10 protein-coding genes are annotated in these 13269 nt (G+C 38.7%); 2 read left to right on the forward strand and 8 right to left on the reverse strand.

Going from position 1 to position 13269, the window contains the following annotated elements:
* Positions 1 to 473 precede the first annotated feature (473 nt).
* The 8 genes from FFM51_RS00080 to FFM51_RS00115 all read right to left on the reverse strand — a co-directional run bounded on the left by FFM51_RS00080 (position 474) and on the right by FFM51_RS00115 (position 10885).
* Positions 474 to 2543, reverse strand: a complete 2070-nt coding sequence (locus tag FFM51_RS00080; protein WP_137596904.1) for a heavy metal translocating P-type ATPase — start codon at positions 2541 to 2543, stop codon at positions 474 to 476.
* A 20-nt stretch (positions 2544 to 2563) separates the two neighbouring features.
* Complete coding sequence (locus FFM51_RS00085) at positions 2564 to 3028, reverse strand: CopY/TcrY family copper transport repressor (RefSeq protein ID WP_137596626.1); 465 nt, start codon at positions 3026 to 3028, stop codon at positions 2564 to 2566.
* A 257-nt stretch (positions 3029 to 3285) separates the two neighbouring features.
* Positions 3286 to 3948 carry a potassium channel family protein gene (locus tag FFM51_RS00090; RefSeq protein ID WP_137596627.1) on the reverse strand — a complete coding sequence of 221 codons (663 nt, stop codon included), beginning with the start codon at positions 3946 to 3948 and terminating at the stop codon, positions 3286 to 3288.
* 26 nt (positions 3949 to 3974) lie between these two features.
* Positions 3975 to 5321, reverse strand: coding sequence for a TrkH family potassium uptake protein (locus FFM51_RS00095; protein WP_137596628.1), 1347 nt, complete (start codon positions 5319 to 5321; stop codon positions 3975 to 3977).
* Between the two features lie 460 nt (positions 5322 to 5781).
* The gene (locus tag FFM51_RS00100) at positions 5782 to 6534 is read right to left on the reverse strand and encodes a gamma-glutamyl-gamma-aminobutyrate hydrolase family protein (RefSeq protein ID WP_137596629.1); all 753 of its coding nucleotides are present in this window, start codon (positions 6532 to 6534) and stop codon (positions 5782 to 5784) included.
* Between the two features lie 9 nt (positions 6535 to 6543).
* Positions 6544 to 7287, reverse strand: a complete 744-nt coding sequence (locus tag FFM51_RS00105) for an amino acid ABC transporter ATP-binding protein (protein ID WP_137596630.1) — start codon at positions 7285 to 7287, stop codon at positions 6544 to 6546.
* 338 nt (positions 7288 to 7625) lie between these two features.
* Positions 7626 to 9086 (reverse strand): ABC transporter substrate-binding protein/permease, encoded by a 1461-nt coding sequence (locus FFM51_RS00110; RefSeq protein WP_137596631.1) that lies wholly within the window; start codon positions 9084 to 9086, stop codon positions 7626 to 7628.
* A gap of 776 nt (positions 9087 to 9862) precedes the next feature.
* Positions 9863 to 10885 (reverse strand): lipoate--protein ligase, encoded by a 1023-nt coding sequence (locus tag FFM51_RS00115; protein WP_137596632.1) that lies wholly within the window; start codon positions 10883 to 10885, stop codon positions 9863 to 9865.
* A 278-nt stretch (positions 10886 to 11163) separates the two neighbouring features.
* Here FFM51_RS00115 and FFM51_RS00120 point away from each other — a divergent pair, with 278 nt between their 5' ends.
* A complete protein-coding gene (locus tag FFM51_RS00120; RefSeq protein WP_137596633.1) occupies positions 11164 to 11667 on the forward strand; it encodes a YagU family protein in 504 nt (167 codons plus the stop codon).
* Positions 11668 to 11738: 71 nt separating this feature from the next.
* Positions 11739 to 13064: an MFS transporter gene (locus FFM51_RS00125; RefSeq protein WP_137596634.1), complete on the forward strand. Its 1326-nt coding sequence runs from the start codon at positions 11739 to 11741 to the stop codon at positions 13062 to 13064.
* Positions 13065 to 13269: the final 205 nt, after the last annotated feature.

Here is a 13269-nt window from a genome sequence, read left to right on the forward strand (position 1 = left end):
TACAGTTAATGTACCAGGGACGCTAATTTCATCTTCAACGCGGTTCCACCCAAGTTTTACAATCCAAAAATTCGAATTGCCTCTTGTAGTTGATAGTGGAACCACCCAATTTAATTTCGCCATTTTATTAATCAGCTCTCAGCAAGTACTGATTTCTCTGGATTGTCTCTTAAGATTAACGACTATTATTACAAAGGTAAGCTAAATTGTCAATGATCTTTTCTCATTAAATTTTAATAGAGTGCGAAAATTCGTGTTTAGATGTCGTAAGCTAAGTCCTAATGACAATTGATAAATTTGAACTGTGAATTTATCAATTGTCATTAGGACTTAGCTCTAGACATCTGCGAATTTTCACACGTTTCCACTATTAAAATTAAATGCTCCGGTTTGAAAGAAATGCTCATTTCATTTTTGTTGCAGAAACGCGTTCACGACCACAGGATCCTGCACCTAACGTGGTCGTGAACGCTCTACATCTTTAATGTCATCGCATTCAACGCTACAATAATTGTTGAAAGTGACATAACCAATGCTCCCACAGCCGGACTGAGGATAATTCCAATTCCTGCTAATACACCAGCAGCGAGTGGAATCGCAATGATATTATAGCCAGCACCCCACCATAAATTTTGGACCATCTTACGGTTAGTTGTACGAGCTAGATTCAAGAAATTCAAAATATCATTGGGATTACTCTTCACCAAAATAACATCAGCCGAATCAATCGCAACATCTGTTCCAGCACCGATAGCCACACCAATATTAGCACGAGCTAGGCTGGGAGCATCGTTAATACCATCACCAACCATCATAACTTGATGATTATCACTTTGGAACTCACGCACAATCCGTTCTTTATCCTCTGGTTTCAAATTAGCTCTAACTGTGATATCACCTAGTTGTGCCGCTACTTGTTTGGCTGCCGGTTCATTATCTCCCGTTAGCATTACGGGTTGAATTCCCATTTCATGTAACTGTGATACAAAGGATCTTGCCTCGGATTTAATTTGATCCCCTTGTGCAATTAACCCTAGCACTTGACCACCATTAACTAAATAACTAACAGAGTTTCCTTTTGAAGCCAGCTCGTCAAACTCGATTTGGTCAAACTCAATGTTTTCTTTTTCAAGATAGTTAGCAGTCACAATCGAATATTTTTGTCCGTTAATTTCTCCATTTAAGCCTACACCTTGAACTGCTTCAACCCTCTTAGCTTCACTTATTTGAACTTGCTGATCTTTAGCAGCTGTTAAAATACCAGTTGCCAGTGGATGACTTGAATTTGCCTCTAAGCTTGCAAATAATTGTAAAACTTGTTCTTCTGATATGTCTTTTTGTAATGCCTTAACTTGATTTACTTTAAAAGTACCTTCAGTTAGTGTTCCAGTTTTATCCATCAAAACAGTGTCAATTTTTTTAGCCGTTTCAATGGCATGACGATCACGAATTAATAAACCATTGGTTGCCGCAATAGAGGTACTCCGGGCAACCACTAATGGAATTGCGACTCCTAAAGCGTGGGGACATGCAATTACAAGTACTGTCACCATTCGCTCAAGTGCTGTATCTGGACCGCCAATGCCTAGCCAAACAAAGAATGCAACAATTCCGACTGACAATGCCGCATAAAACAAGTACTTGGCTACTTTTTCTGCCATTCCTTCAGCCCGGGATTGTTCTTGTTGGGCCTGATTAACTAACTTCATCACTTGTGCAAGATAGCCAGTTTCACCAGTTCCTGTAACCTTAATAGTTAACGTGCCATTGCCATTTACCGAGCCACCAATGACGCGATCACCATTTGTTTTAGTAACCGCTTTGGCTTCGCCAGTCACTAGTGATTCATTTACTGAGCTGTTTCCTTCAATAACATCACCATCTGCCGGAACTTTTTCTCCAGCCTGAACTAATACTTGCTGGCCCTCCTTTAAATCATGTAACTCAATATCTTTTGTTTGACCATTTTCGGCCACCAAGTGAACCATCCCCGGTAGCAGCGCGGCCATTTTTTCTAGCGCATTTCCGGCATTCATTACCGCATTCATTTCGATCCAGTGCCCTAGTAACATGATGACAATTAAACTAGCCAACTCCCAGAAAAAGTCCATTACGTGACCACTGGGATTAATGAAGTGATTAGCAATAAAAGCGTACAAACTATAAAGATAAGCCACACTAATTCCCATTGAAATCAACGTCATCATTGCTGGTGCCTTATCTTTAAGTTCACCTTTGGCACCAGATAAAAAGGGCTGGCCACCATAGAAAAACAGGAAAGAAGCTAAAATTAATACGAGCCAGTCAGAACCTGGAAAGGTAAATTGAAATGGTAACTGTAATCCCATGAATGGTGAAAAAATAAAAATTGGAACAGCAACGACTAATGACAACCAGAACTTCTTTTTAAAATTGCCCATGTGCATCATGTGACCATCGCCCATATTCATGGCACCACCCATGGAATTGTGGGTCATCCCAGCCACATTATGATCCATTGAGCTCATAGCATGACCCATGTCCATGTGATCGTGATCCATCATTTCTTTCTTATTTTCAGTCATTATCTTTCCTCCCCACAATCACAGTCTTCAGTCATCATTTCCATTTCTTTCGGCAAACAATCACAAGAAACTGTCTTCGGAGCTGTTTTTAGTTTTTGTTCCAATAAGGTTTGTAAATCTTTGATATCATCTTGAGTCAATTCAGTATGCTCAACTAAGTTGAATAGCGTTTGCCCTTTTTTCATCGCACACAAATGATCAAATAGTTGCTGACTAGTTTGATTCATCGCTTCCAACTCGCCTACCATGGTTGAGTAAATAAATTTATGTCCTACTTTATTAGTTTCTAAAAGTCCTTTTTTTACTAAACGGCCTAATAAGGTTTTTATCGTTGATTCCGTCCAATCGCGCTTTCGTTGAATTAAATCAATCAGTTCACGGCTATGACTAGGGCCCTTGGTCCAAATAATACGCATTATTTCCCATTCTGACGGTGTAATTTCGCTTACTCTTTCTGGATTCATTTGATTACCTCGTTTAATTTAAATCTACATTTGTAAACTTTACATTCTTACTGTATCAACCTCGTTTACAAATGTCAACGAAAATGTTTTTTAACTAGGTACTATTTTTTCGTGTTTATATTGTTTGAAATTGAAACATGCAAAAGCCACAGACGTCTGTGAGCAAACAAATAATCGTAATTAATAAATTCAAAACTAAATTTATCAATTACGATTATTTGTTTGCCCTACGACAGCTAAAAGTATCGTTTTGGGCTCTATTTTGATAACTCACTGTCCAAATGTTCAACATCAATTGTTTCACCAATCACTGATAATGTATCTCCTTTTTCAATTGTTGCATCGGCAGGTGGTGAAACTTGCACGTCTTTACCACGTCTGATTGCCACCAAGGTCAGACCGTATTTTTCGCGAAAATTCAGTTCAGTCAATGTTTTGCCAGTCAGTTTTGTATTTTCAACTCTAATTTCGGCTAGCGTATAAGTATCACTGAGAGCCAAATAATTTAAAATGTTATGACTTAACAATCTCCGAGCAATTCTTTGACCCATATCGCGCTCGGGAAAAACAATTTGATCGGCACCAATTTTTTGAAGCGCTCGACCATGAATGGTTGTTTCTGCTTTAGCAACGATGTGTTTAGCTCCAAGCTCCTTTGCGATCAATGTTGACATGACACTTGCTTGAATGTTTTGTCCCAGGGCAATAACAACATGATCGAAACTGCCTAAATCTAAATCACGCATGGCATCTTCATCTTGAGCGTCAGCAATTACTGCTTGTGTCACCAAATCTTTATAGCTAGTGATCAATTCTTCATTATTATCAATTGCTAAGACATCTTGCCCAGCTGCCACTAATGACTGACAGACACTCAGGCCAAAACGCCCCAGTCCAATAACCGCAAATGTTTGTTTCATTTGATTTCCCTCAATTCGTTGTGTAGTTACCCAATCATGACGCCCTCTTCAACATAACGGTACCGTTTTTGTGGGTGATCAGAATTCAAGACTGTAAACATAACCGTAAAGATTCCAACTCGGCCGATAAACATCAGCACCATAATAATTATTTTTCCAAGCAAGGTTAAATGTGGCGTTAGTCCCATCGTCATTCCTGCCGTACCAAAGGCTGATAATACTTCAAAAACGATGTACTCGATACCAAATTGTTTCGGCACTGTTTCAACTGTTGCTAATATCATGATAGCAATAACCACAATAATCGCAGCAATAAAAATCAACATTGAGGCCCGAAAAACATTGTTTTGTGTGAACCGGCGATGGCCAAACTCAACATCCTCATTGCCCCGCAGTACCGCCCAGCTTTGCAACCACAAAATTCCAATCGTTGTCGTTTTGATCCCCCCGGCAGTTGACCCTGAGGTACCACCGATAAACATCAACACCATCGTCAACACGATTCCGGCCATTGATAGTTTAGAATATGGCATCACGTCCAATCCTGCTGTTCTGGGCGCCACTGCTAAAAAGAACGTATCCATAAACCGTGCCCATCCATTAGCTGTATCCTTTAATTGGTGGAACTGATTTTCTGTTAACCAAAATAATGCTGTGGCACCAACTAACAAAACAGCCGTAGTAGCCAATGCAATCTTAGTATGTAATGAAATCAAATGTTTTTTATGCCATAGCAAAACATCTCGCCATACCAAAAAACCGAGCCCACCAGCAATAATCAAAACAGATAAAACAAAAATTAAATATGGATCATTCCCAAAGTTTTCCAAGCTATTACCAAATAGGTCAAAACCAGCATTACAAAAACTCATAATAGAATGAAATACACTGTAGTAAGTTCCCTTAAGCCACCCATATCGTGGCACAAAATCGAGCATTAGAAAGCCAACCCCAATTGCCTGAATTGCTAACGACAGACTAATTACATATTTCATCACCGTTTTAACATCTGCTAAGGTCTCTAAATTTAAGGATTCTTTAACTAACACACGCGTAGTAAGATTGGGCTGACGTCGCAACATTGAAAACAATAAAACTGTGAATGTCATAAAACCCAACCCACCAATTTCAACCAAGATCATGATGATAATCTGCCCAAAGATAGACCAATGCGCGGCTGTATTCAGGGTTGTTAACCCCGTAACACACGTTGCAGATGTTGCCGTAAAAAGAGCATCACTATATTTCGTCACCATCCCAGGGTGGGTAGCAATTGGCAACATTAATAGTAAGCTACCAATAATAATAATGGCACCAAATCCTAAGGTTAATATTTTGGGTAATGATAAACGCTGTTGTTGTATTTTTTGCATTTAAGCTCGCTCACTTTTTTTGTTTCTAAGTTGTTTGTAAGCTAATTATGGCATATTTATCCTGCTATTAACATTCTTTCGATTAATTTATTAGTTGGGCTTGCACTGTTTTTAGTCGTGTTTACTGCCACAAAAGCTTCCGTATAACAATAAAACCACCAACATGATTCACAACCCAAATCATATTGGTGGTTTTACCGTTATACTCCAGCCTTTAATCGTGACTGTTCACACTGTTTTATAGTCGTGCTCACCGCCACAAAAGCTTCCGTATAACAATAAAAACACCAACATGATTCACAACCCAAATCATATTGGCGGTTTTACCGTTATACTCCAGCTTTTAAACGTGGCTGTTCACACTGTTTTTTAGTCGTGCTCGATGTGGCACATACCTAGGGATAAGCTAATAATGATCATTAATAAATCATATACCGATTTATCAATGATCATTATTAGCTTATCCTACGGCATCTGAGCGCCACGACGAACACTGTTTAATAAATAAATTAAAAATTTCCTGCATTGATTCATCCGTTTTAGTCAACCACTCTGGGTGAAACTGTACCCCGCGAACCTCATGATCACGGCTTTCAATCGCTTCTATCACTCCATCATTACTCGTGGCTGTTACCTGTAGTGATGGTGCTAATTGATGAATAATTTGGTGATGCACAGAATTGACTCGGTGTTCTTCACCCAGCAATGGTTGCAACCAAGAATTTGGCTTAATTTTAATCTGATGTGTCTCAGTCTCTACTGGTGTTGGCTGTTGATCATGTTTTAACATCAGCTTTGAATTTGCTAGTGATAAGTCCTGATATAAACTACCACCTTCCGCAATATTAATCAGTTGCATTCCGCGGCAAATACCCAAAATCGGTTTGTGTTGTTGCCGGGCATACTGGTAAATTGCCAATTCAAATGCATCACGTCTCTGGTCGATTTCACCAAGTAATTTTGATGGTTGTTCACCATACAACTGGGGGTCAGAATCTTCACCACCAATGAAAAATAGTTCGTCCACTTGATCAACATATTCATTAACCAATTCATCCAGATCTGTTTTAGCAACGGGCAAAACAACTGGCAATCCTCCAGCCGCTGTAATAGCTGCTATATTTACATTTTGCACGTATTCAAATTGACTATCAATAAATTGATTATCTGCATGATTCATTTCTGCACTCAAAATCCCTACTATTGGTCTCATAATCTTCACCTACACATTCAATACTTTATTCAAAAAGGTTTGCGTAGCCTCTTGTTGTGGATGATCAAAAACAGCTTCCGGAGTCCCTTCTTCTTGAATTAATCCATCATGGAAAAAGACAACCCGATCGGCCACACTTTTAGCAAATCCCATTTCATGAGTCACCACAATCATGGTCATTCCCTGTTGGGCCAATTGTTTCATAACGGCCAACACGTCTCCAACCATTTCCGGATCAAGTGCTGAAGTTGGTTCATCAAATAACATAACATCAGGTTGCATCGCTAGTGCTCTTGCAATAGCAACTCGTTGTTGCTGCCCACCTGATAATTGGCTGGGCATTGCTTGTGCTTTTTCGCTTAGCCCGACAATATCCAAATAGTGCATAGCCTGTTTTTGGGCTTCCTGATCATCTACTTTGTTTAGTTGCGTTGGTGCCAGGGTAATATTCTTCAAAACATTTAGATGAGGAAACAGATTAAAATGTTGAAATACCATTCCAATATTTTGACGTACTAAATCCAAATTAGTTTTAGGATCACTGATATCATACCCATCAATATAAACATGCCCGCTGGTCGGATCCTCAAGTTTATTTAAGCATCGAAGAAACGTACTTTTCCCCGAACCTGATGGTCCAATCATGCAGACGACTTCATTAATTTTTACGTTCAAATTAACACCTTTTAAGATCTCATTATCACCAAAACTTTTATGCAAATCTTCCACTTGTACCTTATAACCCTTATCCATTTGGCATTACCTCACTTATTAGTTTGTGATTTAAATATCCGAAACGTGTAAAATAACCCAGCTTCCTATGGTATAAGCCAACAACTGCTTGTCCTTCTTAAACCCGAAGCTCTTAACCGATTTTTATTTTTTAAAACGTGTAAAATAACCCAGCTTCCTATGGTATAAGCCAACAACTGCTTGTCCTTCTCGAACCCGAAGCTCTTGACCGATCTTTATTTTTTAAAACGTGTAAAATAACCCAGCTTCCTATTGTATAAGCCAACAACTGCTTGTCCTTCTTGAACCCGAAGCACAAGCAGTTGTTGGCTTATACCACGGAAGCTAAACGGGTTATTTTACACTCTCATTCTCTTTTGAACATAGTTAGATAACCACGTTAATAGTGTTATTACCACAATATACATCACCGCAATGATTGTCCAGACCTTAAAACCCTCCATGTTTTTTGAAATAATAACCGTTCCAGTCTGGGTTAACTCCATCACTCCAATCGCAGATAAGATTGAAGTATCTTTTAAGGTGATAATAAACTGATTAATAAAAGATGGAATCATGAATTTTATTCCTTGTGGTGCAATAACCTTCCATAGAGCACGATTATATGGCAATCCCAGACTGCGGGCAGCCTCCCATTGTCCTCGATCCACTGCTTTGAAACCACCCTTTACAAATGCACCAATGTAAGCACCTTCGTTCAAGGTTAACGTGATAATGCCAGCCGTAAACAATGGAATTTTATGACCAATTACATCTGGCATCCCAATATAAATAAAGAAAGCCAATACCATCATTGGTAAGCCTCGGAAAAGGTACGTAAACGTACTAGCCGTCCATGGTAGTACCTTTCCATCCGAAATGCCCATCACTCCTAAAACCATGCCTAAGACGGTGGCACAAATAATTCCAAGGACTGCCAATTCAATTGTCATCCACAAACCACTTAGCAATGAATTGCCATTATTTTTAATTAAACCAAAAATTGTTCGCTGACTGGCAGTATCAGTTTTGACAACATTACCTTTTAAATACTTATCAATAATTTTTTGTAACTCTCCGCTCTTTTTTAAGGATGCCAATCCAGCATTAAACTTATGCAGTAATTCTTGATTTGCGCCTTTTTTAACTGCGAATGCTACTGGAGTTGTCTTAGCTGGTTTAGTCACAATTTTAAGTGGAATGCCGTTCAAAATTCCATATTTTAAAACTGGACCATCATCAAATGTGGCCACCGTTCCACCATTGTGCACATCATTCCACATTGTATTTGAATCATTGAAATATTTAATTTTAAAGCCATATTTCTTTTGTAGCGATTCACCATAAGTTGCACCGGTAGTTCCAGCCTTCAAGGCCACTGTTTTGCCTTTTAAATCCTTAAACGAGGTGATTTTACTTTTCTTGTCCACTGCCATCACTTCACCAGCGTTATAGTAGGGCGTTGAAAAATCAAAGGTACTTTTTCGAGCCTCTGTGACACTCACGCCAGCCATCATGCCATCAATTTGACCGGCCTGAACCGCTTGCAGCTGTGCATTAAAGCCCATGACCTTTAACTTATATTTGAAATGTTCCTTTTTGGCAATTGCATTAAGGATATCCATATCAATTCCATTGTTTTTGCCATTATATGAACCATCTTTACTTTCAATTTCATAAGGTTCAAAGGTTGTTCCAGTTCCAATTGTATATGTAGTTTCAGCATGTACAGCTTGCTGATTAAAATAAATAAACCCTAAACCACAAATTACCGCTACTAAAGACCATGACCAGTATTTTATTTTCTTATGTTGTTGCATTGTCATTCCTTCTTTCCATCAAAAAAAGCTTGTAGATAACCTAACACTTAATTTGATTAAGTCCTATAGTTGTCGCACAAGTTGTTGTTTTCAAACGGATTAAGTGATATTTACTTTGTAAATTAAGGTTTTTTGTGGTGATTTGGTTAATAAAAATAAGAGTGTGAAAAATCGCGTTCAAGGAACGTAGTGCAACGTAAAAATGTCACTGATATAGGTGGAAATCACCTATATCAGTGACATTTTTGGGTTACACGCAGTTCCCTGCGATTTTTAGCACGTTTAATCAAAAATTATAGACAGCGAGCTGGCTTGAAAAAAATCAGCATTCATACTAAATTATTTTGAAACGTGTTCGCTGAGGCAAATGTCTAGGGCTAAACCATAAATGGTAATCAAACAATCATAGTTCGATTGTTTGATTACCATCCTCCAGCATCCTATTTTGAAACGTGTTCGCTGAGGCAGATGTCTAGGGCTAAACCGTAAATGGTAATCAAACAATCATAGTTCAATTGTTCAATTACCATCCTTCAACATCCTATTTTGAAACGTGTTCGCTGAGGCAGATGTCTAAGGCTAAACCGTAAATGGTAATCAAACAATCATAGTTCAATTGTTCAATTACCATCCTTCAACATCCTATTTCGAAACGTGTTCGCTGAGGCAGATGTCTAGGGCTAAACCATAAATGGTAATCAAACAATCATAGTTCGATTGTTCAATTACCATTTATGGTTTAGCCTACGACATCTTAACGCCTCAGCTCACACTCTTTACTCTAACATCAAATCCGCCAACTCTTCCGCCGACACCTTGCCAAGATTCTTTTCTAACTGTCCTTCGTTAAACGCAACAATCAAATCTTGGCGATCGTAGTTCACGCCAATTAAGTTTTTTTCAATTTTACTGATGTCTCCACCCGTAATGAAATCACCATAAATTTTGAACTGACTCACTTTGCCATCACTAACCGTGAAATTGAATGCTACAGTGCCAATATCAAAATGCTTGGAACGATATTCTTTATAACCTGGGTTTTCACCATAATTCCATTGGTCAGTATCGTACTTACCTGCTAAGCGTTGGTCAATAACTTTCCAGTCGTGATCACTTAAATGATAAGTTTCAATTTCACTAAGATCATTGACTCCAAAAATATGGCAAATTAGTGCATTTTTAAATTCTTCTGTTGTCCAATTTTGGTATTCCGACTTTAAAAATGGTTTTATATTCGTCACTCTGCTGTTAACTGAAGCAACCCCTTTTGAAGCTAACTTATCTTTTTCAGGGGTCAGCACTTCATTTGCAGCTTCATTATTTAAATCATACATGAGCGTACCACCAGCTGCATACGAATCACCAACCTTAAACATTGTCATGCCCGAAAACTTTTGGTCATTGACAACCATATCATTGCGACCGCGCATTTGTGCATCAGTGGCACCAAAATCATGTAACGCCTCCAAAATAGGATCTGCAATTGCATGAAAGTTACCAAAATTACCGTCATCACCAATCACAATATTTTCAAAGATGATATTACCAAAATCGTGATACACGGCACCACCACCGGATGTTCGACGCACTAAACTAATGTTATGCTTTTTTAAATATGGCAAATCAACTTCGTCGTATGCGTTTTGATTTACACCAATAATCACTGATGGTTGATTGATATAGACAATTAGACCATGCCCCGGTAGACGTAAATCGTTAACTAAGTAGTTATCTAAAGACTGGTTGATTGTTGCATCATAAACTGGTTTACCATTGCGAGTTGTATCAATTAAAAACATTTTTTTCGCTCCTCTTTAATTTTACTTACACGTGTTCACTCGGCCAACTGTCTAGGACAATGTCACGAGCAGTGATTGAATAATTAAAAAACGATTATTCAGTCATCTTTCTTGGCATAATCTATGACAGTTTGACGGCTTCGTTTACAATCTGTTAAGCGGTTTCAATTACTGCTATAATAACTCCAATTACAAATAGACACAAACCAAGATTGTTTGCTAACTTTTTTATAGCAAAAGACTTATACTACATGTAAATATGAAAAGGGGTCGATTAAATGACAGCAGGAAAAGTGAACTTGAAAGCTGCACTAATTGCAGGTGGCGTAGCCGGAATTGTATCTGGATTAGTCAAATTGGGGTGGGAGAACATTTTACCTCCACGGACACCAGAGCGTGATCAAACAAATCCACCACAGCAGCTACTGCAACAAATTGGTGTCCCTGCTTCAGTGACACATGCCACCTACACATATTCAGAACAGCAACTACCATTTGTTAGTTACTTAATTCATTTCGGTTTTTCGACATCTTTTGCAATGTTATATAGTGTTGGCGAACATTATGTGCCCGCAATTAGGGCAGGACAAGGCACAGCCTTTGGTCTATTTATTTGGGGTGCCTTCCATCATGGCATTATGCCAGCTTTACACACTATTCCACGAGTAAAAGACCAACCACTTGAGGAACACATTTCAGAGGCTCTTGGTCATATGGCATGGATGTGGACTAACGATGCAGTCAGCAACCAGATTTATCAGAAACTAACAAAGAAAGTGTAAGTACGAGCTCTCAAAGACAGCTTTAACCTTAGGTGTCTGCTCTAACAAACACGTCTAATGGAAGTGAATAAATGAATCAAGTTTGGCAAACTAAGTGGCCAGAACGAATTAGTTATGGGCTCAGCGATGCGGCCGACAATCTACTTTTTCAAGTAATGACTACCTACTTATTGTTTTTCTATACTGATGTTTATGGCTTGAATCCGGGTACTGTGGCCATTTTATTTGTGGTGGCAAGAATTGCAGACGTGATTGAAAGTTTTTTAATTGGTGCCATGATTGATCATACTCATTCTCGATTTGGTAAAAGCCGCCCATTTTTCTTATGGTACGCACTGCCTTACGTGATTTTTGCTGTGCTGACATTTGTAACACCTAATTTTTCAGGTGCCGGTAAATTAGTTTGGGCCTATGTTACCTACCTTGGTCTCGGCTTTTTTTATACTGCCGTTAACCTACCGATTACTTCTATTTTGCCAACCATGTCCCAAAATGAACGTGAGTTGACCTTACTGGGGGTCATTCGTCAGTTTTTTGGGAGTTCAGTTCAAATAATCGTGGCTGTCTTTACCCTGCCATTAGTAGCTTTCTTTGGTAAAGGTAACCAGCAGCACGGCTTTTTAATGACGATTACTCTATTTGGGATTATTTCATTAATCTTAATTTGGAACACCTTTCTTCATGTTCGGGAACGATTTACCGATACTACCATCTCACATCAACCAATGAAAAAGGTTGTATCCATGTTGCTTAAAAATAAACCTTGGATTGTTATTTCAGTTGTCATTTTATTATTTTGGCTTGTTACTGCAATCAAAAATCAGACCGCAATCTACTATTTCAAATACGCGCTACACAATGAAGGATTAGTCCCGCTAGCCAATAGTTTCACCCTTGCGTCACTAATCGGAGTTGTCATGATTATGCGACTGACCAATCCATTTGGTAAAAAGCAAACCATGTTGGGTGGAATCGTCACAGCATTTGTTGGTCAATTAATCATGTTAGCTGGTGTTTACATCCCTTCATTGCCAGTGCTATTTACAGGGGTTGTAATCAATTCAATGGGACATGGTATGATTGTTGGCTTAGTCTCAATCATGATTGCAGACACTATTCGCTACGGCACCACCATGGGAATTCAAGCAGAAGGCGTCTTGGCATCCACTGATAACTTTGGAGTCAATGTCGGTCTTGGTGTTGGTGGGTTAATCACCGCCGGTTTGTTCAATTTATCTGGTTATGTTTCCAATCACGCTCAAAATGTTGCGACCTTACACATGATTAATGTGAATTACATTTGGATTCCATTGGTGATTTATATTGCTATGTTTTTAATTTTGCTGAATTATAACGAGAAGGTAATGCAAGATGCGATCAATGCGTATGTAAAATAAACCTAGAGCTAGGAAGGATATCAAATTCTTGGTTTTTTTATACCATGCAGTTGACTAATAGGATAACCGGCCAAGTTAATCTCGTCCTTATTTTAATCGCCGAAACGCGCAAACAGCCACAAAAGTCTCCGTGCAACACAAAAACAGCACTTACGTGGGAAATTTACCATGTAAGTGCTTGTTCTTCCTACTCTTCTTGTCGAAA

The organism is Paucilactobacillus kaifaensis, assembly GCF_005405145.1.
Classification (GTDB): domain Bacteria; phylum Bacillota; class Bacilli; order Lactobacillales; family Lactobacillaceae; genus Paucilactobacillus; species Paucilactobacillus kaifaensis.